The organism is Chryseobacterium aahli, from assembly GCF_022699665.1.
Classification (GTDB): domain Bacteria; phylum Bacteroidota; class Bacteroidia; order Flavobacteriales; family Weeksellaceae; genus Chryseobacterium; species Chryseobacterium aahli.
Genome location: NZ_JALDNB010000008.1, coordinates 1 through 21,574, shown reverse-complemented (window position 1 = coordinate 21,574; position 21,574 = coordinate 1). Strand labels below are relative to the sequence as shown.

The 21,574-nt window shown below is 33.7% G+C and carries 20 protein-coding genes; 9 read left to right on the top strand and 11 right to left on the bottom strand.

Going from position 1 to position 21,574, the window contains the following annotated elements:
- Positions 1 to 4: 4 nt before the first annotated feature.
- Both rplM and MQX03_RS13080 read right to left on the bottom strand, forming a co-directional pair.
- Positions 5 to 460 (bottom strand): 50S ribosomal protein L13, encoded by a 456-nt coding sequence (gene rplM, locus MQX03_RS13085; RefSeq protein ID WP_047445148.1) that lies wholly within the window; start codon positions 458 to 460, stop codon positions 5 to 7.
- Positions 461 to 628: 168 nt separating this feature from the next.
- Positions 629 to 961 carry a hypothetical protein gene (locus MQX03_RS13080; RefSeq protein ID WP_129535865.1) on the bottom strand — a complete coding sequence of 111 codons (333 nt, stop codon included), beginning with the start codon at positions 959 to 961 and terminating at the stop codon, positions 629 to 631.
- A 324-nt stretch (positions 962 to 1,285) separates the two neighbouring features.
- Here MQX03_RS13080 and MQX03_RS13075 point away from each other — a divergent pair, with 324 nt between their 5' ends.
- Positions 1,286 to 4,633, top strand: coding sequence for a methylmalonyl-CoA mutase family protein (locus tag MQX03_RS13075; RefSeq protein ID WP_242803618.1), 3,348 nt, complete (start codon positions 1,286 to 1,288; stop codon positions 4,631 to 4,633).
- Positions 4,634 to 4,699: 66 nt separating this feature from the next.
- On the opposite strand, the gene MQX03_RS13070 is transcribed toward MQX03_RS13075, so the two are convergent.
- On the bottom strand, positions 4,700 to 5,629 hold the full coding sequence (locus MQX03_RS13070; RefSeq protein ID WP_242803617.1) for a hypothetical protein: 930 nt from the start codon (positions 5,627 to 5,629) through the stop codon (positions 4,700 to 4,702).
- Between the two features lie 282 nt (positions 5,630 to 5,911).
- Positions 5,912 to 6,286, bottom strand: a complete 375-nt coding sequence (locus MQX03_RS13065) for a hypothetical protein (protein WP_242803616.1) — start codon at positions 6,284 to 6,286, stop codon at positions 5,912 to 5,914.
- 323 nt (positions 6,287 to 6,609) lie between these two features.
- Between MQX03_RS13065 and MQX03_RS13060 the strand changes: the two genes are divergently transcribed.
- From MQX03_RS13060 to MQX03_RS13050, 3 genes are all read left to right on the top strand, one after another.
- Positions 6,610 to 6,807: a hypothetical protein gene (locus tag MQX03_RS13060; protein ID WP_242803615.1), complete on the top strand. Its 198-nt coding sequence runs from the start codon at positions 6,610 to 6,612 to the stop codon at positions 6,805 to 6,807.
- An 84-nt stretch (positions 6,808 to 6,891) separates the two neighbouring features.
- Complete coding sequence (locus MQX03_RS13055; RefSeq protein ID WP_242803614.1) at positions 6,892 to 7,662, top strand: hypothetical protein; 771 nt, start codon at positions 6,892 to 6,894, stop codon at positions 7,660 to 7,662.
- Positions 7,663 to 7,749: 87 nt separating this feature from the next.
- The gene (locus MQX03_RS13050) at positions 7,750 to 8,637 is read left to right on the top strand and encodes a hypothetical protein (protein WP_242803613.1); all 888 of its coding nucleotides are present in this window, start codon (positions 7,750 to 7,752) and stop codon (positions 8,635 to 8,637) included.
- A gap of 56 nt (positions 8,638 to 8,693) precedes the next feature.
- Here the strand turns inward: MQX03_RS13050 and MQX03_RS13045 are convergent, their stop codons facing one another.
- The gene (locus tag MQX03_RS13045; RefSeq protein ID WP_242803612.1) at positions 8,694 to 11,426 is read right to left on the bottom strand and encodes a M16 family metallopeptidase; all 2,733 of its coding nucleotides are present in this window, start codon (positions 11,424 to 11,426) and stop codon (positions 8,694 to 8,696) included.
- A 152-nt stretch (positions 11,427 to 11,578) separates the two neighbouring features.
- On the opposite strand from MQX03_RS13045, the gene MQX03_RS13040 reads away from it, so the two are divergent.
- On the top strand, positions 11,579 to 12,289 hold the full coding sequence (locus MQX03_RS13040; RefSeq protein ID WP_242803611.1) for a Dph6-related ATP pyrophosphatase: 711 nt from the start codon (positions 11,579 to 11,581) through the stop codon (positions 12,287 to 12,289).
- Positions 12,290 to 12,342: 53 nt separating this feature from the next.
- Entirely contained in the window at positions 12,343 to 13,434 is a 1,092-nt protein-coding gene (locus MQX03_RS13035; protein WP_242803609.1) for a serine hydrolase domain-containing protein, read from the top strand.
- 17 nt (positions 13,435 to 13,451) lie between these two features.
- Here MQX03_RS13035 and MQX03_RS13030 read toward each other — a convergent pair whose 3' ends face one another.
- Genes MQX03_RS13030 through MQX03_RS13020 form a run of 3 tightly spaced genes read right to left on the bottom strand, consistent with a single transcriptional unit; the run spans position 13,452 to position 15,115 of the window.
- The gene (locus tag MQX03_RS13030) at positions 13,452 to 14,171 is read right to left on the bottom strand and encodes a hypothetical protein (RefSeq protein WP_242803607.1); all 720 of its coding nucleotides are present in this window, start codon (positions 14,169 to 14,171) and stop codon (positions 13,452 to 13,454) included.
- A 12-nt stretch (positions 14,172 to 14,183) separates the two neighbouring features.
- Positions 14,184 to 14,795 (bottom strand): hypothetical protein, encoded by a 612-nt coding sequence (locus MQX03_RS13025; RefSeq protein ID WP_242803605.1) that lies wholly within the window; start codon positions 14,793 to 14,795, stop codon positions 14,184 to 14,186.
- Positions 14,792 to 15,115: a PadR family transcriptional regulator gene (locus tag MQX03_RS13020; RefSeq protein ID WP_242803603.1), complete on the bottom strand. Its 324-nt coding sequence runs from the start codon at positions 15,113 to 15,115 to the stop codon at positions 14,792 to 14,794. The genes MQX03_RS13025 and MQX03_RS13020 overlap by 4 nt, the downstream gene beginning before the upstream one ends.
- Positions 15,116 to 15,204: 89 nt before the next feature.
- On the opposite strand from MQX03_RS13020, the gene MQX03_RS13015 reads away from it, so the two are divergent.
- Positions 15,205 to 15,744 (top strand): 2'-5' RNA ligase family protein, encoded by a 540-nt coding sequence (locus MQX03_RS13015; protein ID WP_242803601.1) that lies wholly within the window; start codon positions 15,205 to 15,207, stop codon positions 15,742 to 15,744.
- Between the two features lie 33 nt (positions 15,745 to 15,777).
- Here the strand turns inward: MQX03_RS13015 and MQX03_RS13010 are convergent, their stop codons facing one another.
- Positions 15,778 to 17,139 (bottom strand): T9SS type A sorting domain-containing protein, encoded by a 1,362-nt coding sequence (locus MQX03_RS13010; protein ID WP_242803599.1) that lies wholly within the window; start codon positions 17,137 to 17,139, stop codon positions 15,778 to 15,780.
- Positions 17,140 to 17,141: 2 nt separating this feature from the next.
- Positions 17,142 to 17,621, bottom strand: coding sequence for a hypothetical protein (locus MQX03_RS13005; protein ID WP_242803598.1), 480 nt, complete (start codon positions 17,619 to 17,621; stop codon positions 17,142 to 17,144).
- 88 nt (positions 17,622 to 17,709) lie between these two features.
- On the opposite strand from MQX03_RS13005, the gene ruvC reads away from it, so the two are divergent.
- Entirely contained in the window at positions 17,710 to 18,264 is a 555-nt protein-coding gene (gene ruvC / locus MQX03_RS13000) for a crossover junction endodeoxyribonuclease RuvC (protein WP_242803853.1), read from the top strand.
- Between the two features lie 83 nt (positions 18,265 to 18,347).
- On the opposite strand, the gene MQX03_RS12995 is transcribed toward ruvC, so the two are convergent.
- Complete coding sequence (locus MQX03_RS12995; protein ID WP_242803597.1) at positions 18,348 to 20,231, bottom strand: zinc-dependent metalloprotease; 1,884 nt, start codon at positions 20,229 to 20,231, stop codon at positions 18,348 to 18,350.
- Between the two features lie 227 nt (positions 20,232 to 20,458).
- Between MQX03_RS12995 and MQX03_RS12990 the strand changes: the two genes are divergently transcribed.
- Positions 20,459 to 21,529 (top strand): DUF4407 domain-containing protein, encoded by a 1,071-nt coding sequence (locus tag MQX03_RS12990; RefSeq protein WP_242803596.1) that lies wholly within the window; start codon positions 20,459 to 20,461, stop codon positions 21,527 to 21,529.
- Positions 21,530 to 21,574 lie beyond the last annotated feature (45 nt).

The following is a 21,574-nucleotide window of genomic DNA, read 5'->3' as shown; positions in this document are numbered from 1 at the left end:
TTAATTATTTAAATTCGTTAATATTAAGTGTTTTAGGCTGTTGAGCTTCATGCTTGTGCTCAGTTCCTTCATATAAATAAAGGTTTTTGAACAAAGCAGATCCTAATTTAGTTTTTGGAAGCATACCTTTTACAGATTTTTCCAATACTTTTAAAGAATCTTTCTTTAGAAGTTCAGTAGCCGTCATAGACTTTTGACCTCCAGGATAACCTGTATGCCAAATGTAAGTCTTGTCTTCCCACTTGGTTCCGGAAAGGGTAACTTTCCCAGCATTCAAAACAATAACATTATCACCACAATCTACGTGAGGTGTAAAGTTTGCTTTGTGCTTACCTCTCAAAATCTTTGCAACCTTAGAAGCTAGTCTTCCTAACGGTTGTCCTTCAGCGTCTACTACAACCCATTCTTTATTTGCAGTAGCTTTGTTCGCTGAAACAGTTTTGTAACTTAATGTATTCACACGTTTTAGTTAAAGATTAAACATAATTTTCCCCATAAGGGTGTGCAAAGGTACAAATTATTTTTAGATTGTGAAAACATATTTAAACTTAATAAATCTGCATCTATATAATATGGTTAGATTTAAATATTCAACAACAGTTTTCAAAGAAGAATTTTTGAAGTAATATTAATTACGCAAAGACTTATTAGCCCTAAAGCTCGCAATTAAATAATACGCCACAAAAACCGTAGAGAATTTCAGAATGGCAGGAATTGCCAATTCAAGATTAAATATTAGATAACCAATTAAAACCAATAGTCCCATTGCAGCAAAAGAACTCAATAACTTTTGAACTAAAGTAAATTTCGGAGTATCAAGATAGTAAGACAATCCCCAAGCTGAGCCGAAAGCAATCGCATAAAAAATATCTAACCCAATATTTTCACTGCTGATGAAAAAATAATTAATTACAAAACTGAGAACCGTTCCCAAAGCGAAATACATCAGTGCTTTCTGCATATCATTTTAATAAGACGCAAAAATAACGAATTTTATTTTGAAAGAAAACTGTTGAAATTAAATCAGGTCTATTTTAACTCTTCGTATTTCGAAAATAAGTGAAACGCCTTTGTTTATCTTGAGTACAATAGCATCTTTAAGTTTCCCTGTCTGCCATTGCGTTTTAATCTCAATGATAGACTAAGTTTTTTAAAAAAACTTAAAACAGGAAATTTACATTTTAAAAATTTTATTTAAATATTTAAAAATCAATATCTTGAATAATTAAAATAAGTTTTTATTAAATTGTTATATTTGGAAACTTAGAAATTTTCTACAATCAATATGGAAACCCAAAAATATACTCCAACAAACAAAGTAAGAATTGTAACAGCAGCGTCGTTATTCGACGGTCATGATGCAGCTATTAATATCATGCGTCGTGTGATTCAGGGAACGGGATGCGAAGTCATTCACCTGGGTCACGACAAATCGGCTGAAGAAGTGGTAAATACCGCCATTCAGGAAGATGCAAACGCGATTGCACTGACTTCATATCAGGGTGGTCACAACGAATATTTTAAATATATCTACGACCTTTTAAGAGAGAAAAACTCTCCGCAGATCAAAATTTTCGGTGGCGGTGGCGGTGTAATTCTGCCCGAGGAAATCGAAGATATCATGTCTTACGGAATCGACAGAATTTATTCTCCGGACGACGGTCGTGAGCTTGGTTTACAGGGAATGATCGATGATTTGGTGAAAAGATCAGATTTCGCAACCGGAAAAGATGTGACGGCGGAAGATTTAGATTCAATTAGTTTTGAAAACTCTACAAGTATTGCTAAAATCATTTCTGCGGTTGAAAACTTCTCAGAAGAAAAACCAGATTTGGTAAAAGCAATTGACGAAAAATCAAAAGATTTAAATATTCCAATCATCGGTATCACAGGAACTGGTGGAGCAGGAAAATCTTCATTAACAGACGAATTGGTAAGACGTTTCTTACGCTCAAATACAGATAAAAAAATTGCTATCATCTCCATTGACCCTTCGAAAAAGAAAACCGGAGGTGCATTGCTGGGAGACAGAATTCGTATGAACGCGATTAATGATCCGAGAGTTTATATGCGTTCGATGGCGACGAGAGAAAACAACGTTTCTGTTTCGCCGTTCATTCATTCAGCATTAAATGTGTTGAAATTAGCTCATCCAGATGTTATCATTTTGGAAACTTCAGGAATTGGGCAATCAGGATCAGAGGTTTCAGATTTTGCAGATGTTTCAATGTACGTGATGACTCCTGAATATGGAGCTTCAACCCAGTTGGAAAAAATCGATATGTTGGATTATGCAGATTTGGTTGCTTTAAATAAATCTGACAAACGTGGTGCTTTAGATGCACTTCAAGCCGTAAGAAAACAGTTCCAGAGAAACCATTTATTGTGGGAAAGTCCGTTGGATGATATGCCGGTTTATGCGACAAAAGCTTCTCAGTTCAATGACCACGGAACAACCGATTTATACAATAGATTAATCGAAAAAGTGAATGAGAAATATTCTGGTTTAAACTTACAAGGATTTGTTGAACAGGAAGTTTCTGAAGATATCACGATAATTCCTCCAAAAAGAGTGCGTTATTTATCAGAAATTGTTGAAAATAATAGAATTTACGATGCTAATGTTGAAAAACAAGCCGAATTAGCAAGAAAAATGTATCACATTGAAGGAGTAAAAAAATTCCTTTCTAATGAAACGTTGGATTCTGAATATCAAAAGGCTGAAAAAGATCTTCAACAGGAAAATATTGACTTCCTTAAAAACTGGGATGATACGAAACAGGCTTTCAAAGCTGAGTTTTATTCGTATTTCGTTCGTGGAAAAGAGATTAAAGTTGAAACCTCAACAGAATCTTTATCACATTTAAGAATTCCAAAAATATCTTTACCAAAATATACCGATTGGGGTGATTTAATTAAATGGAAAGGTCAAGAAAATCTTCCAGGCGGATTTCCTTACACTGCGGGAATTTATCCTTTCAAAAGAACAGGTGAAGATCCGACAAGAATGTTTGCTGGAGAAGGCGGTCCTGAAAGAACCAACAGAAGATTCCACTACGTTTCTGCGGAAATGGATGCTAAACGTTTGTCAACAGCGTTTGACTCTGTAACACTTTACGGACAAGACCCTGCCCTACCACCAGATATTTATGGTAAAATTGGAAATGCTGGCGTTTCTATCGCAACTTTGGATGATGCGAAAAAACTATATTCCGGATTTGATCTGGTGAATGCAATGACTTCGGTTTCAATGACGATCAACGGACCGGCTCCGATGTTGTTGGCTTTCTTTATGAATGCGGCGATTGATCAGAATGTTGAAAAATATATTGCTGAACATAAATTTGAAGCAAATGTTGAGAAAGCTTTAAAAGCAAAATTTGACGATAAAGGATTAGAAAGACCAAAATATAACGGAGAATTGCCTCCTTCAAACAACGGTTTAGGTTTAAAATTATTAGGACTTACCGGAGATGAAGTTATTCCTGCAGAAGCTTATGCTGAAATTAAAGCTAAAACGATCGCAACAGTTCGTGGTACCGTTCAGGCTGATATTTTAAAAGAAGATCAGGCTCAGAACACTTGTATTTTCTCTACTGAATTTGCCTTGAGATTAATGGGTGACGTTCAGGAATATTTTATCACAGAAAAAGTTAGAAACTTCTACTCTGTTTCTATTTCAGGATATCACATTGCAGAAGCGGGTGCGAATCCGGTTTCTCAGTTGGCATTTACTTTAGCAAATGGTTTTACTTATGTGGAATATTATTTGTCAAGAGGAATGGATATCAATGATTTTGCACCGAACTTATCTTTCTTCTTTTCCAACGGTATCGATCCTGAATATTCAGTAATCGGACGTGTAGCAAGAAGAATCTGGGCAAAAGCAATGAAACTGAAATACGGAGCAGACGAAAGAAGCCAGATGTTGAAGTACCACATTCAGACTTCAGGACGTTCGCTTCACGCTCAGGAAATTGATTTCAATGATATCAGAACGACACTTCAAGCGCTTTATGCGATCTATGACAACTGTAATTCACTTCACACCAACGCTTATGACGAGGCGATTACAACTCCGACTGAGCAGTCTGTTAGAAGAGCAATGGCAATTCAATTGATTATCAATAAAGAATTAGGATTGGCGAAAAACGAAAATCCACTTCAAGGTTCATTTATTATTGAAGAACTAACGGATCTTGTTGAAGAAGCTGTTTACGCAGAATTCGATAGAATTACAGAAAGAGGTGGAGTTTTGGGCGCAATGGAAACAATGTATCAACGTTCAAAAATCCAGGAAGAATCGATGCATTACGAATGGTTGAAACATACCGGAGAATATCCAATCATCGGAGTTAATACCTTCCTTGGAAAAGATGGTTCGCCAACGGTTCGTCCGGGAGAAGTCATCCGTTCGACTGAGGAAGAAAAGCAGGTTCAGATTGAAACGCTTCATAATTTCCAACAAGCTAATGAAGATAAATCTGAAGCAGCCTTAAAAACTTTGCAACACGCTGCCATCAATCAGCAGAATTTATTTAATGTAATGATGGATGCCGTGAAATATTGTTCGCTTGGACAAATTACCAATGCTTTATTTGAAGTGGGTGGTAAATATCGTAGAAATATGTAGGCCGAAGGTCGGCTGCCAATTATTTAAATAAAAAAACCGTGGAAATCAATCCACGGTTTTTATTATTTATGATATTTCAGAAATTAGTTTTTCAGAAATTTCAATAAATTGCTCTAATGGAACCTCCCCTCTATAAATATCATCATCTACCATTGTAGTAATATCAATTTCTGATCTAATTTTAGATTTATCTTTGACATAAAAAGTTTTAGTCACTTTATCTAAATAAAATGTAAATGAAACTTCATCATAAAAATTACCATCAATCTCGACTTGTTCATCACCAGTATAAATTTTACTGTAAATATTATATAAAACTTGTTTAAAGTTATCTTTTATAGCTGTTTTATGAAATTTCAATTGAGTAGTTGTTACTCCCAAGTTAGAATCATTTACATCCTCAAACAATCCTGAAAAGCTATTAGGAATAACATTCTTATCAAGGTTTATTTCTTTCAATTCTCCGGCATTCATCATTCTTTCCATCAATTTTAAATTTGGAGCATGTGAAAGCTTAATTCTAATTCTATTTTCACCTTGAAAACCTTTTCTTACTAAAAAATTATTGAAACAATCCTCAAGACTTCTTTGAATACTGTGAGTTGATTTTCTTTGCAAAATTAGATACCCTTCATTTTTATTTTTGGGTATCTGAATATAGAAATTTAATATTCTGGCTTGTAACTCATTTGGAGTAACAGAATAGTTAGTTTCATTTGTTTCAGGATCATTAATATTGACAGGATCCCCTGTTGTCCCAGAATCAAACTTACCGCATATAAATCTTTTGTCTTTGAAAACCTTTGACGGCTCTCTTAGAGTGAGACTTTTATCTCTACCGTTTTCATTAAATTTTTTAGTATTGGTTATGATGTCTTGACAAAACTCGTCAAAAACATCAAAAAAGTCTAAATTCCCAGGTAGATTACCTAAAAAATGATTTTCCCCATTATTATTTTTAATAGAGAATTTAAAAGTTGATACTTTGTAGTTCATAATTTTTATTTCTTTTTTTATAAAATTTTGTAATAAATAATATTCTCATTTTTTAATATTATTATTTAACTCTAACGTCCGTGAGTGTTAAAACCGAATTTTATTTTGGAAAAAAGAAACATTTGAAGTACATTTGTAAAACAAAAGTAGATGAGGTAATCTCACTTCTTCGTAATTAATTTTGTTTAAATTTGGAATCCGACCCCTTATTTTTTAACAAAATTTGATAAATTTTCCTCGGCTGTTTATTCAGCCTTTTTTTATATTTTCTATCCCTCTACATTATTTTTTTCTTTTAGTTAAAATAAAAAACTCTGTTCCTTCAGAATTTTCTTTCTTTATATCATAAATATAGCTCTTAGCTTTATAATCAATTCCCTTTCTATCAAAAACATTTTTGAGATTAATATAATAATATAATCCCGCTTTAGAAACTTTAAACGCCCCTTCTTCTGTTGCAGATGAAACCATATAGATAATATCGCCTGCATTTTCACTATCGCTAAATCCTATTTTAAAATAATGCGTATTCTTCAATTCCATAAATTCTTCAGCACCAGAAGAAAAACCAATTTTACCGGTTTTCTGAATTGTTGCCTTTATAGAACCCCCTATTTTATCAGGATCCTCAAATACAATATTTTTTAAAAAATCCATACTATACTATTTTAAATACAAATATAAACAATTTATTTTACAAATCAAAATAAATCAAATAATTTATTCGATACACATCTTATTTTTTACTGATTTCCATAATGTAAAATCAAATTACTTATACAATTACTTATATTTTTACTCGTATTTTTATAAACAATCATAATTAATATTTTATTTGAAATAGCCGATAAGTATAGAAGGAATATGTAGGCTCGTGTCGGGCAGACAATTTTTAATACTACTGTTTTAAAATTATAAATCAAACCTCAAGGAAGTTTCTTTGAGTTTTTTTGTACTTTTACTTTAAGAAAAATATTAAAATGAAAAGTTTTATCAGAACAATTTCAGCAATTTACTTAATGGGATCTGCTGTCTCGTGTAAATCTTACCCGATGGAGGTTCCTCAAAAAAGCGATGTCGATAGAAATTCTGAAGAACTGCAAAAAAGACAAGCTGCGGAACGCGAAAAAACAGAGATTAGTAATCTAAATAATTTTGGAAAACCACCAAGCAAATAGCTTAATTTAAACTTTGTCACTACAGAAAACCTTCAAGAAATTTCTTTGAGGTTTTTTCTTACTTTTACTCTCATAAATTTTCAAATGACAAAATATATTTTATTAGTGATGGGAATAATTTCCAGCGCACTATTGAATGCACAAGAGGCTGACAACAATCTTCAAGGTTATTTTATGACCCAATCTAAAGAATCTTTGTATTCTTATTTTGCTTTTGATGGCAATGGAAAAGTGGATATCGCAGGCTACGGAAAGGGTGATTATTTTGTAAAAGGCGATTCTGTGGTTGTATTTCCGGATAAGGATATTTTTATATTTAAAATTTCTAAAAATCGTTTGAGCGGGAATTCAAGCTGGGTAAAAAATACAAAATGGGACTTGAAGAAAGACAGCATTGCCGAAAACAACAGAAAAGATGACGCTTCATCTAAAAAAAACGCGCAGCTTCTGTACGAGTATTACCGAAAAACCAGAGCTAAAAGCAATGATTTAGAAAAACTGTTTGATGAAACTGCAATGGGGAATTACACAAAAACCATTGATGATTTATGCAGCAGAGGTCTCGCAAAAGCCTGTATGGAGAAATTCGGATTAATGGTGATGGAAGATATGGGCGGAATGGGCGCAGTCTTGACGAGCAAAACAAAAAAGCCAAAACAAAATCCTGAAATCATCAAATTGGGACAGAAAATCATCAGTATGGGCGAAGTGGAAGGGCATACTGTTTTGGGGAGTTATTACTACAGTTTGGGTGATAAAGTAAAAGCTGACAAAGAATGGCAGAAAGGCACTGACAAAGGAAGTACAAAGGCAGGATTAGCACAGTTCGAGGCGGAAATGTCCGAAGTTAAGTAAGCAAATTTTAATTTTAAATAAATTGAAAACCTTGAAGAAAATTTCTTTGAGGTTTTTTTGTATTTTTAATTTAGAAAAAACATCAGAATGAAAAAAGAATTTCAAATAAAAGAACCTTGCAACGTGGGTCGGGAAAATATGAAAGAAATTCCTGGCGGAAGCTTTTGTGATCTTTGCTCAAAAAAAGTACATGATCTTACCAACAAGAATGATGATGAGATAAAATTAATCCTAAGTTCCAATGATTCTATCTGCGGGAGAATACAGGTTTCCAGACTATATTTCAGTGAAGAAAGACCAAAAACAAATTACAATTTTTTCCAGTTTCCTTTCAGAAAAGTTGCAAGCCGGATTTTTATTGCTGCATTGTTTTCAAATAGTCTGAATGCTCAGCAAAAAATAGAAGATACACTCAGAAATAATGAAACTTTTGATGGAGTAATCCTGTATGCACCGAGATCTGATGATGATGAAGATCGAAATTATTACACTCCACCACAAAATATCAACCTAGAAATAAAATTTTCAGGCAATAAAGATTTATTAAATCCGAATTGGGAATTATATATTCTTAGGCTGGAAAAAAGATTCAAAGCAGGATATGGAAGTAGCATCAGAATTCCTGAAGATTATTTAGGTTTTAAAAACATCTTTGTTTTTGAGAATGCTTCCAATAAAGAAAATGACATCAATCAAAATCAATATTATACTTTCATCAGTAAAAACAAGTTTACTGACAATGGCAAAACAGTAGATTTTAATTTAGATAAAATAAAAAAAATAGAATTCAAGCGCAAAAACATAGATATTTTGTACTTTTTAGACGGTGCTGAAATTTCTAAAGAAGATTTTGAACAAAAAAGAAAAGAGAAAAAAATAGAGTCTTATTTCTTGTCTGAAATATATGCGAGAGAACTGTTGGGAGACGATTACGATATTGAAGACGGAATTATTCTCTCTTACTCTGAAAATTAAGAGTCGGAGCAAAATAAATTTTGCGCCGACTCACTTTTTAAATTAGCTTAAAAAAATTACTTTTTATTAAAATCCCCGGCAAAAACTGAAGTCATTTTATCTTCACTGATGTATTTTTTCAACACATCGTTCACCTGGTTCACTTTTAAGGCCTTTATTTTTGTTTCTAAAGCGTCATAATCTTCTAAAGGAACACCGTATTGCAATTGTTGATTGACCAATCCCATCAAAGCTCCGTCTGTTCCTAAGTTGGTTTTTCGGGAAGTCAGCCACGAGTTTAAATTAGACTTAAATTCATCTTCTGTAAAACCGTCTTTCACTGCTTTATTTACTTCTTCTTTCAAAGCTTTATTAACGTCATTTTTCTTTGTAGGATTAAAAAATGCATACCAACCCCAAGATGCCACATCATTGCTCACAGGCACGCTCATGTAAGAACCTGCACCATAGCTGATGCCTTCTTTTTCACGAAGTCTTGTCGGAATTCTTGAAGTTAAAAACCCTCCACTTCCCAACATTTCGTTGGCAATCAGAAGTGCAGGATAATCCGGGCTCTTTGTATCCATAGTAAAGCTGATTTTCCCTACAGCAGCGCCGTTTTCTTTATCGGGAGTGATAAAGTCTTTATCTTGTTTTTTTTTTGCAAAAAGTTCCGGTTTTACATATTCATACTTAGATTTTGAATGCCATTTACCGAAAGTCTGATCAAGCAATGTTGAAGCAGTTTTGGTATCTAAATCGCCAATTATACTTCCCACTCCGTTATTGCTTCCTAAAATTTTGTTGTAGAAATCAACAAGATCTTCTCTTTTTATTTTTTTATTATTATCAATCTGTTCTTGCGTAGAAGATGTGTAATATATGCTTTCTTTAGGATAAGCCTCCGTCATTTTTTCTATTTCGGTAAAGGCAATTGACTGTGGGTCGTTCAATGAACTTTCCAGATACGTATTGTATTCATTCACTGTTTTTGCCAATTCAGCTTCAGGAAAATTAGATTCGGTCAGAATTTCTTTCACTAATCCCATTACTTTTGGTAAATGTTCTTTGTAAGTGCTGATGTTGACATAAAAGGTTTGTCCACCGAATCCGAAATTCACATTAGATTTCCATTGATCAAGCATATCCTGAATTTGCTCTTTCGTATGCGATTTTGTACCGGTTTTCAAAACTTGAGCCATCAGCGAACCAATATGCGATTTACCGCTTAAATCTTTAGCGTTACTCACCGGAAATCTAAAGCTTCCCAATACTTTCCCGCCTTTAATTTCTTTTTTAATGACACCGTATTTCATCCCGTTGCTTAATTTACCTTCGGTAAGGTTAGCTTTAAGGTTTTTTACGCTTGCTTCAAAAGGTGCGACTTCTTTTTCAAGAGCTTTCCCTTTATAATCTTTCGTTAATGAAGCAATCTGCTCATCAGAATATTCCAGATTTTTCACCCTTACCTCATCTTTAGTCGGGATGAAAACTCCTATCGTTCTGTTGTTATCTTTAAAATATTTATCTGAAACCCTCTGAACATCGGCCAACGTTAATTTCTCGATGTTATCACGATAAAGCATAGACAGTTTGTAATTCCCTGCACCTACAATTTCGGTTAAACTAATTGCTAGATTGATTGTATTGTTTTTAGTATTTTCAATCTGTTTCAGGATTTTGGCTTTTGCTCTTTCGACATCCTGAGCAGTATATTTGATTGCAGTTATTTTACTAAGCTCTGCTCTGAAATCATTTTGTACAGCTTTTACGTCTTTATCAGCAGGCACTTCCAATCCGAAATACATAAAAGAGGCATCTCTTACGGTTGGCTGATAAGAATATACAGACGCAGCTTTACGGGAATCAATCATCGCTTTGTACAAATATCCTGACGGATCTGAAGTAAGAATCTCAGACAAAGCATCCAAAGCCGCATAATCTTTATCGGCATAAGGGGCAGTATGATACAACGCGCCAACAATTTTACTTTCACCAGAACGTTTCAGCTCTACAAAACGTTCACCATCTTGTGCCGGCTCTACAGTGTAAGGCTGATCGAGCACTCTGGAAGGTTTCGGAATAACCGAAAAGTATTGCGAAACGTAATTAAGAGCCTGCTTTTCATCAAATTTTCCTGCAACAATCAATGTAGCATTATCCGGCTGATAAAATTTCTCATAAAACTTCCTCAAAGTTGGCGCTTTTACTCTCTCAATATCTTCTTTGCTTCCGATGGTACTGTTTCCGTAGTTGTGCCACAAATAAGCCGTTGAAACAATACGCTCCATCAAAACACCACCCGGATTGTTTTCGCCAATTTCAAATTCATTTCTTACTACAGAAAATTCTTTGTCGAGGTCAGTCTGCAGAATAGTTGCATTGATCATTCTGTCGGCTTCCATATCCAAAGCCCACTTTAGATTTTCATCACTCGACGGAAAGATTTCGTAATAATTGGTTCTGTCGTACCAAGTTGTTCCGTTCGCATCACCACCTTTATCAGAAAGCTGTTTCTTTATATCACCCAATCTTTTAGTGCTTTTGAAAAGCATGTGCTCAAGCAAATGCGCCATCCCTTTTTCGCCGTATCCTTCATGTTTAGAACCGACATTATACACAATATTGACAATCATATTGCTTTGTGAACCATCAGGAATTAAAAGAACTTTCATCCCGTTATTCAACGTATATTCTTTAATGCCTTCCGTGTTGCTTACAAATTTTGGAGTTTCAGCTTTTTGGGAAAATACAGGATTGATGCTTCCTGTAAAAAAGAGAACAGCCGTACCTAATAAAAAGTTTTTCATATTATTATTTTAAGATTTTAAATTTAGAAAATTTTTCAACGCCATGATTAGATATTTCACCTTTATATTTGATTTTGTAATAGTTATAAAATGACTTTAAAATATTTTAAACATCATTTCTTTCAACTCATCTTTAAATCTTATATTGCTGAATGAAACCCAAAGCCATCTTCAACTGGAGCAGCGGAAAAGATTCTGCTCTTGCCTTATATAAAATTTCAAAAGAGAATCAATTTGAAATCACATCTCTCTTAACAAGCATCAATCAGGAGTTCCAAAGAATCTCGATGCATGGCGTTCCTGTTTCACTATTAGAAAAACAAGCTGAAAGTTTAGGTTTTCCTTTAATTAAAATGGAAATCCCTAAAGAACCATCGATGGAAGATTACCAGAAGATTATGTCTGAAACGATGACAAAAATTAAATCTCAGGGCGTCACCCACTCTATTTTTGGAGATATTTTTCTGGAAGATTTGCGCGCCTATCGTGAAGAACAATTACAATCTATCGGAATGAAAGCTGTTTTTCCTCTATGGAAACAAAATACTTCAGATCTCATCCACGAATTTTTAGATTTGGGATTTAAAACCATCGTCACCTGCGTAAACGAAACCTATCTCGATAAAAGTTTTGCAGGCAAAATTATCGACGAAGATTTCATTAAAGATTTACCTAAAAATGTGGATCCATGTGGAGAGAACGGAGAATTTCATACTTTCACTTTTGATGGTCCTGTTTTTAAAAATCCTATTGCATTTGAAATTGGAGAAACGGTAAAAAAGACTTATCCGAAACCAAAGTCTGATGAAACCAGTGAGGAAGGAGAATATGTTTTTTGGTTTTGCGATTTGATTTCTAAATAATTTCTATTTTTATGTTAATCATATTTTTCATATTTTTAAAAAAACAATCTTAAATGCTGAAAAAATCACTCTTCCTCTCCTCTCTTTTTATCTTTTTAATTTCCTGTCAAAAACCAGAAACGCCAAAACCCGTTGATAAAAAAGCAATCGCAGATTCTGCGGTGGCAATTTTTCAGAACAAACTGTATCAAAATCAAATTGATTCCGTTTTTTCAAAATATAATTTTAATGGAAGTGTAGCAGTTTTTAAAGATTCAACTGAAATCTTTAGAAAAAATAATGGTTTTGCTGATTTTAAAAATAAAAAGGAAATTGACAATCAGACGATTTTTGCCATCGGATCGGTCAGCAAGCAATTTGCGGCCGTTTTAATTTTGTTAAAAATGGAAGAAGGAAAATTGAATTTGGAGGATAAAGTTTCAAAATATCTAAAAGAATTTCATTCGAATGGATATGAGAATATTATCATTTCTCAACTTTTGAATCATACTTCCGGACTGAATAATTTTGGCGAAAAATTAATGTTCAAAAGTGGAACCGGTTTTAATTATTCTAATGGTGGCTTTAATGCTTTAGGGAAAATCATTGAAGAAGTCTCAGGTAAATCTTATGATGAAAATGTGATAGATTTACTTAAAAAAGTTGGAATGACTAATTCGTCTACCGGAAATCTATTTCAAGGTGAAAACTTTGCCTCAGCATATTTGGGGTATGGAAAAAGCTTTGAAATTATCGGGAATATGCCCAAAAGATTAGGCGGAAAAGAAATTGGAATTACTGCAGGCGGAATTCTATCTACGATTGATGATTTGCATTTGTGGAATAATGCTCTCTACTCCGGAAAAATAATACAGCAGGAAACTTTAAAGAAATTTTTAACCAAAAGTGCCGAGAGACAACATCCTATTTTCGGGAAAATGGGTTACGGCTACGGAATTATGATGAACATCGGAAATCCAACTGCTTACTTTCACAGCGGCTATGTAAAAGGCTCACCTTCACTTAATATTTATTATCCCGAAACAAAAACATCGGTCATCATTCTTTCAAACATTGCTGATGAAGAAAAAGGAAAAAGCTCAACTTTCAAACCTCATCGTGAGATCAAAAACTTCACCGATATGATGGAAAGTATTTCTCATTAATCACATTCATCACTAGCTTACCGAGTTTTGATAAAATTCTGAATTTTCAATAATGCTTTTTTGTGTTCAAGAAAATTGATAATTGAAAAAACTACTAAAGTCTGCAATAAAATAGGAACAATCAACATAATGAGAAAAGGAGCAAAACTACTATTTCCTTCTTTTAGAAATAAATAAGTATATGCTTTACCACTATTCGTTAAACTTTGAGCCATAGTTGAAATGCTAACAATCATCAAGCCCAGATTCTGCTGATACATTGAGTAACTTATCTGGCCTCGATATTTAAAATCATGTTTTATGTATTTCCAGATTTTGTAATTGGTTACGATTAAAAAAATAGGAACCATTATAAAAAGAGCATTCTGAATTTTATAAAACAACCTGAAAGTTTCTTCGTCTGGAGAAATGTAAATCAGCAACAAATTCAAAGCAAAAGAAATCGCAGCAACGGAAACTGCTTTTCTAAAGATTCTTCGATAATTCGCCTTTACAATTTTTTTGAAAATTGCAGGAATTTCCTGAGAAGAAAACATAAAATATCTTGTCATTTTAAATTCGTCTTCCCAAGCAATTTTAGTTTTAAAAAACGCCTTTTCAAAACTCAGATTTTCATGAACCTGAGTATCCAAAATCTGCGAAATCATGTGGTCACGAACTTCCAGCAAAATATCCAATGGAAGTTTGTTCAGAATCAGATAATCGTCTATTTGTTTTTCTTCTGCTGAGGTTATCATTCTAAAAAATACTTAAATTAAAACATTCACTTTTTTACTTCTGAAATACAATAATTGAATTTGTACCAATGCAGTATAAATGCTAAAAACTTTGATGACCTCAAAATCCCAAAAATGTGCACTTTGAGTAAAATAGCCCACTCCTAGAAATAGAATACATCCTACTACAAGGTTTTTCAAAATCAAAGGATGAAAACTTAATTCTATGTATTCTCTGAATTTCATTTTTTTGAATGCAAAATTGTATACAAGCATAGAAATACAAATAACAGCTAGACTGGCTTGCACTATGTAGAAATAATCATTCAAAAATAAAAATGCGACCAACCCAATCATAGAAAGGGAGATTGATGAAAGAATAATATTTCTAAATCTCGATTTCAAAACTGATTTCTCAATTCTTGCAATTTTTTTGAATGACAAAACATCTGCCTTCACCATTTCCAATTCATATTGCCAGCCGATTTTAGTTTTAAGAAATGCTTCCTGAAAACTTACATTTTCTTTCATTAATTCTGAAATCTGAACGACAAAATGATCATAAATTTCATTTAAAATAACAGCACTTAATTTTTTTCTGCGCAGAAAATCTTTTATCTCACGCTCCTGAAAGTCAGTCATCATATATTGAAAATGGTATTTAGATTAAACAAGTAAGTTTTCATTTCGGCTTCCTGAGCGGCTTGCTGCTTTTTTCCTTTTTCAGTTAAAAGATAATATTTACGATCCCTGCCATTAATTTTCTGAATTTCGGAAGTAATGAGGCCGTCGCCTTCCAACTTGTGCAGCAAAGGGTACAGAGCGCCTTCGGTCATCTCCAACTCGCCCGCTGTAAGCTCTTTTGCCCGCTGAGTCATTTGGTAACCATACATTTTAATCTCTTTTGAAAGTAATTTCAAAATGATATTTTGTAAAGTTCCTTTGTAAAGACTGTTTTTTTTCAATTCTCAATTTTATACATAACAAATCTATGTATAATTTTCTTATGTATAAAGTCTTTAAATCTAATTTTTAAAAAGTTTATTTTTACGGTATGAAGAAAATGTATTTCATAGCCATCTATCCACCACAGGAAATCATTGATGAGGTGAGGGTTTTCAAGGAAGATTTAGCTTTAAATTTTAGTAATTCTAAAGCGTTGAAAAATGATGCACACATTACATTATTTCCACCTTTTGAGAGAGAATTAGCTTTGGAGAATGATATCCACGAAGCTTTTCAAAAGATTGACACCAATGTTTCCCCTTTCGAAATTACACTGAATGGTTTTGGAAGTTTTCCGAATCCTAAAAATCCGGTTTTATATGTACAACCTGAAGAAAATGATGATTTGAACGATTTACATTTAAACGTAAAAGAAAGATTTAGTTTTAAAAACCATTCATTCCATCCTCATGTAACGGTAGGATTTCGTGATTTAACATTCGAAAACTATCTTAAGGCTTGGGAAATTTATAAAGAAAAAGAATTTAAAACTAAATTCATCGTTGACAAAATTTATCTTCTTCGTCATGATGGAAAATGGGTTCCGATTGCAGATAAGAAACTTGAAGGCATTAAAAAACCGACCTGAAAAAGTCGGTTAAATTAAAAAATGTGTGATAATTTATTCTTTGATCATCTTCTGAGAAATGATCATATTTTTATTCTCAGTAGCCGTCACCGTATAGACGCCCGCAGGAACATTTTTGATATCAACATAAACAGTTGCGGCATCTTTCAATTCAAATTTTACAGGAACTAACTTTCCTGATGCATCAAAAAGATGGATGTTTACATCTTTCGAGAAATTTGATTTTCCTTTAATGAAAAATTCATCATTTGCAGGATTAGGATAAATGCTGAATCTTCGCTCTTCCGCTTTAATTTCTGATGTTCCTAAAGTACTCTTATTTAAAGTCCACGAAACATTCGTAAAATGCAATGTACTGTGATTATCTGTTTTCACTAACGCTGTATTATCTGTTACGGAAAAAAGCAATGTATTATTTCCGTTATTAAGCTGCGATGGAGTGACCGTCAGTGTATTTGCTGTCGAGGCAAGTACAGTTCCGTTTAACGTCCATTTGTTGACCAAAGTATTCGGTATCGGAAGAATTTCGTTGACGGTGAAAGTGACATTAGCATTAGCATCTACAGAACTACTGTTTGCAGGAGTGTAAGAATCAACAGGAGATACCAATCCGTGAATTTTCTCAACAATTCCCTCTTTACAAACCGAGCAGAATTGCTGATTGAGATACCTCATTTCGCAACTTTGATGCGGTCTGTACCAATTCGGGCTTTCTGCATGTGAATAAACTCCAACATTATTAATACCTATCCAATTTTTCCATTTGATTATTGTTGGACTGGAAGTTTGAGTTTTATTCGCTGCCTCACCAGAGCCAGAGAACCAATACTCGTCGGCTAATTTACCAAATGAATGACCTAACTCGTGCACCACAATTTCGTTTGCAGAAGCATTGAGCGAAGCAAAAGCATAAGTTCCTCCACAACCGCCATATTCTGTAGTATTTCCTAAAATATAAGCTATATCAAAATCCGGAAGATTGGCAGCTAAAGTCTGTGTAACTTTTGTAGCATTTCCATAATAACATCTGTGTACTCCGTTATCAAAAGTAGAACTGAAATAATTATTCGGATTAGAAACCGGAAAAATAGGCTCGGTGACATCAGTAGCTGTTCCCGGATGTTTTACACCAGATTCTGCAGAAATTACATTAATTGCATAAGCATTAAAATAATTTTTGTATTCTGTGTAAGGACTTTTCGTGAATAAATAATTAATCGTTGCCTGAGCAGAACCGACAAAAGCAGTCTGCTGCGTCGCAGTAAAACCATCTCCTAATACTGCGATATTGATGCGTTTGTCATTGGTGCCATTTTGAAGTAACGGTGAAGTAGTAAATGTCTGAGATAAGCAAAAGGAGCTACCCATCAACAGGAAGAATATATATTTTTTCATGATTAAAAGTTTTGGGTAAAGAGTACTTGTTTTTTAGAATTATTAATTCTTTCAATTTTGACAGATTTAATTTCATCAGAATAAGGAAATCTAAAACTGAATTCACTTTCCTGCAACGACATTTTGTGTCTTTCTATCGTATCCCCGTAACTTTCAAATTCAGGATTTAACGGATCTTCTACAGACTGTTTGATAACTTCGTTCCCTTGTGCATCAGATAAAGTAATTACAAAATCATTCTGCAAAGCCTCTCTATCACCAAAAGCTGGTATTGATTTTAATTTTCCTTTTACAATTTTCTTGTCATACAAAGAAATTTTTTCTACGCCCTTGGTGTCTTTATTAATCTTAAAAAAAAGATATGCAATCTGGTTTTCATTTTGCTGGCTGGTGTTTTGAGTATGTTTTGACTGGCTTTTGAGAGTGCCTACCCCACAACACAACAACATACTGATTGCCAATAAATTATTTACTATTTTCATGATAGTTTTTTTACTAAATTATAAAAAGAAACTTTAAGTTGAGTAAATTTTTAAATAAATTTAAGAATGCCTTATCTTTGGTGCGATGATTTCAACAGAGAAAATAATTTTAGGTATCGACCCAGGGACTGCCATTATGGGTTTTGGACTTATTTCGATAAAAAAAGGGAAGATGGAAATGATTTCTATTCATGAACTGATTTTAAAAAAATATCCCAATCATGAAACCAAGCTTAAATATATTTTCGATAAAACGTTGGCATTGATTGACGAATTTCATCCTGATGAAGTCGCATTAGAAGCTCCATTTTTTGGTAAAAACGTACAGTCAATGCTGAAATTGGGACGCGCGCAAGGTGTTGCAATGGCCGCAAGTCTTCATAGAAACATTCCTATTACAGAATATTCTCCAAAAAAAATAAAAATGGCCATCACCGGAAACGGAAACGCCAGTAAAGAACAAGTCGCAGGAATGCTGAAAAACCTTTTAAACCTGAAAGAATTTCCTACAAAATATCTTGATGCTACCGATGGTTTGGCTGTTGCCGTCTGTCATCATTTTAATTCCGGAACGATTGCTGATACGAAATCTTACACGGGCTGGGAAAGTTTTTTAAAACAGAATCCTGATCGATTGAAGTGATCTATTTTTTTCGTAGATATATTTTCTATCTCTGCTTTAATTTAAGTATAAAAAAAGCCCTTACAAAAAGGGCTTCTTAGTTGTTAATTGTTAAGGAATTTTTTCGATCCTTGTTTGTCGCCATCTGAATAATTGACAATATATGTACCTTTTACTAATTCTTGATTGATCTGGATTTCATTTGTTTTTGAATTTCCTTTCTGAATCAGTTTTCCACTCATATCATAGATTTGATAGTCACCAAATACTAGTTTGCTGGCTCCAAAAATCTGAAGCTTGTTAGTGGCTTTGGTATAAACAATTTTAGTTTCAGTATTATCTTTTTTAATATCAGAAGTACTTAATGTTTCCAAAATCCTAACTGCGTAGTCCTCCATTTGGCCATATTGCAATTGCGAACATGCATCAAAGTCAGGGAAAGTTACTCCATTGAATGTAGCAGCATCTACCACTATTCTCATTCTTAAGTATACATTCTTTACAGCACTTGCGGGAGGTGTGATGTTATTGGTTATGGTAAGTCCTGAAGTGGTTAAATTGGCTGATAAGTTATTAACTACCAGTTCTGAGTTTTCAAAAATCCCATTGTTATTATAATCAATCCAAACTTTCGTTCTAAATTTTTCAGCATGGTTAAATGCATAAGCGTAAGTTACCTTCAACTGTGTTGCAGTATTTGAAGCAATGTCTGTAAAATAAGCAGGTCTTATGCAGCTTGCCGTAGCATAATTTGCGTAATAAACAGGAGCCGCTTCGTCAGAATCATATCCGTTACTTATACTGTTGATAGTTCCGAAAATTACTCGTGTCGGCCCCACAGCACTATTAGTTGGATTTACTATTCCGGAAGGACTACATTGTGCGTTCACTACAGAAACGGGAGTAGTGACAACTGTTGCAGGATCGGTACCGGCAAGTGAATTGAGCAGATTTTTTCTATATTCCATCATCAGCAGAACAGCTCTGTTTCTCTGCCCTTCTGTAAATTTACGGTTAGAATTTGTGTAGTTCATTACATTATACTGCGTACCGTCGTAATTTTGAGCTGTACATGGATCTATAGCATTATTGTTGGGAATTGCAACTCCATACATACTTCTAGATGGTGAAGTATCACAAACCCGGTCACCTTCTGTTGAGCAGTTGTTATTTACTGGACAGCTTGTTTGACTGCTTGCCGAAATTCCTTGAAAAGTATGATAAAGCCCAAAAGCATGACCCAGCTCGTGAGTAAGTGTTGTATCATTTTGATTCTTAATCGTTGCTACTTTCATAAAACTTTCATAATCGTAATCATATGAAGTTGGAAATGCAGCATAACCCATTAGTCCATAAGATAACTGCTGCTCTCCGTCAAAACCAATGACTACATAAATATTAAAGTATGAATTTTCAGGCCAATGTGGTGCAAGTTGGTTTTTAATTTGAGAATCTGTGGCTCCGGAATCTGTAACTCCATTTTGATCATAATCAGGAAGAGTACTTCCGTTATAGCGTATAATACCAGTTGTAGGCATACATGTTGGCGATCTTTTTGCCAAAACAAGTTTAAATGGCATTACATTTCCACCGGCAGGGCCAGCCCCTTCAGGATAAAAGCCGTTACCATAAGTTGTGGCATACATACTGTTTGCTCTTCCAATCCAATTGATAATTTCTTGGTCAGTTACTGCTAAATTAGCATTTGCTGCATCCTGTGATTCGATTACATGTACAACAACAGGGATCTCATAAAGCTGTCCGGTATACAATGCATTCCACGAAGAAGTTGCCCCGACTTTATTTAGAAAAGCCTGTTGATTGATACTGCTGATCTTCTGCTCACCTTCTTCTCTCAATTTTTTTTGACCCGGATGTCTGTCATCCAATTTTTGCATGATTTTATCAAAGCCACATTCTTTATGTATGTCCTGCGAAAATGAATTAATAAAAAACATAACCAACAAAATAGTACTGATTCTTTTCATTTTTACTTAAATTTTTAAATATTCGACTGCAAACCTACTATTTTTTTAGCAATTCTTCAGTTAATAAAACTTTTTAATTTACAATAAATTAATATCAAGCAGATTACAACATCTAAATAAATGATAATCAATTATTTAAACACCAAAAGATAGATACTTGGTAAAACATATTACTGTTTGTAACATTGGTATGATTTTTAATACTAATTTTGTATAAATTTTCAATAATGAAAAACACTCAACAAACTATAAATCAGACGAGTCATCAAATTAATTGGTTTCAGAAATTTTTGATGGTCTGCTCAGGAGGAAATATTCATATCCTCAGAAAAACACCAAGCGAATGGAATAAATTTTCCGGAATTGGTGGTATTGTATTTTTTACAGCGATTTTTGCAACACTTTCTGCTGGTTACGCAATGTATACCGTATTTGATGATCTATTAATTTCCGTGGGATTTGGGATTTTGTGGGGATTGATGATTTTTAACTTAGATCGTTACATTGTTTCATCCATAAAAAAAACTGGAACATGGTGGAATCAGATTTTGATGTCGATTCCGAGATTGATTTTAGCAACATTTTTAGGAATTATTATTTCCAAACCTTTAGAGCTTAAAATTTTTGAAAAGGAAGTCAACAAACAATTAAATACCATTATTCAAAGAAATAAAAAACAATTACAAGGCGAAATGAGCGGAAGAATACTTCAGCAAAGTGGGCCTTTTGATACCGAGAAAAAACAAATCTCTGATAAAATTGCTCAATACCAAAAGTCTTATGATTCTGCAGCCGTTGAATTGGAAAAAGAAATTTTGGGAAAACAATCCGGATTAACAAGCGGTAAAGAAGGTTACGGGCCGAATGCAAAACGCAAACAAGAATTAAAAGAGCAACGCAGAATTGATCTTGAAAATTACCAAAAGCAGGCTGCTCCAAGATTAGAATATTTAGACAAAGAAATTTCAAAAGTTTACACCAACCTGGAAACCGAAAGAAAATCCACTGAAACTATTGAAGATAAGTTCAATGGTTTTGCTGCGAGACTTCAGGCTTTGGATGAATTAGGAAAAAACTCAGCCATTATAGCAACTGCCGCAGCATTCATCATGGGACTTTTCATTTGTCTGGAAATTTCTCCGGTTTTGGTGAAGTTGATTTCCCAAGTCGGACCTTATGATTATCTATTAGAAAAAACTGAAAATGATTTCAGGTTATATTCTAAAGAAAAGATAGAAAAAGGAAATGCTCTGACGGATTTTCGGATTGATGATTTTAAAGACAATCTTAAACATTAAAGTAAAAATAGTATCATAACAAGAATCGGCGGTCGCTTTGCGACC

What these genes read in the sequence shown, in the direction of transcription:
- MQX03_RS13080 (WP_129535865.1), bottom strand. Translation starts at nt 961, where the DNA reads ATGCAGAAAGCACTGATGTATTTCGCTTTGGGAACGGTTCTCAGTTTT.
- MQX03_RS13075 (WP_242803618.1), top strand. Translation starts at nt 1,286, where the DNA reads ATGGAAACCCAAAAATATACTCCAACAAACAAAGTAAGAATTGTAACA.
- MQX03_RS13070 (WP_242803617.1), bottom strand. Translation starts at nt 5,629, where the DNA reads ATGAACTACAAAGTATCAACTTTTAAATTCTCTATTAAAAATAATAAT.
- MQX03_RS13065 (WP_242803616.1), bottom strand. Translation starts at nt 6,286, where the DNA reads ATGGATTTTTTAAAAAATATTGTATTTGAGGATCCTGATAAAATAGGG.
- MQX03_RS13060 (WP_242803615.1), top strand. Translation starts at nt 6,610, where the DNA reads ATGAAAAGTTTTATCAGAACAATTTCAGCAATTTACTTAATGGGATCT.
- MQX03_RS13055 (WP_242803614.1), top strand. Translation starts at nt 6,892, where the DNA reads ATGACAAAATATATTTTATTAGTGATGGGAATAATTTCCAGCGCACTA.
- MQX03_RS13050 (WP_242803613.1), top strand. Translation starts at nt 7,750, where the DNA reads ATGAAAAAAGAATTTCAAATAAAAGAACCTTGCAACGTGGGTCGGGAA.
- MQX03_RS13045 (WP_242803612.1), bottom strand. Translation starts at nt 11,426, where the DNA reads ATGAAAAACTTTTTATTAGGTACGGCTGTTCTCTTTTTTACAGGAAGC.
- MQX03_RS13040 (WP_242803611.1), top strand. Translation starts at nt 11,579, where the DNA reads ATGAAACCCAAAGCCATCTTCAACTGGAGCAGCGGAAAAGATTCTGCT.
- MQX03_RS13035 (WP_242803609.1), top strand. Translation starts at nt 12,343, where the DNA reads ATGCTGAAAAAATCACTCTTCCTCTCCTCTCTTTTTATCTTTTTAATT.
- MQX03_RS13030 (WP_242803607.1), bottom strand. Translation starts at nt 14,171, where the DNA reads ATGATAACCTCAGCAGAAGAAAAACAAATAGACGATTATCTGATTCTG.
- MQX03_RS13025 (WP_242803605.1), bottom strand. Translation starts at nt 14,795, where the DNA reads ATGATGACTGACTTTCAGGAGCGTGAGATAAAAGATTTTCTGCGCAGA.
- MQX03_RS13015 (WP_242803601.1), top strand. Translation starts at nt 15,205, where the DNA reads ATGAAGAAAATGTATTTCATAGCCATCTATCCACCACAGGAAATCATT.
- MQX03_RS13010 (WP_242803599.1), bottom strand. Translation starts at nt 17,139, where the DNA reads ATGAAAAAATATATATTCTTCCTGTTGATGGGTAGCTCCTTTTGCTTA.
- MQX03_RS13005 (WP_242803598.1), bottom strand. Translation starts at nt 17,621, where the DNA reads ATGAAAATAGTAAATAATTTATTGGCAATCAGTATGTTGTTGTGTTGT.
- MQX03_RS12995 (WP_242803597.1), bottom strand. Translation starts at nt 20,231, where the DNA reads ATGAAAAGAATCAGTACTATTTTGTTGGTTATGTTTTTTATTAATTCA.
- MQX03_RS12990 (WP_242803596.1), top strand. Translation starts at nt 20,459, where the DNA reads ATGAAAAACACTCAACAAACTATAAATCAGACGAGTCATCAAATTAAT.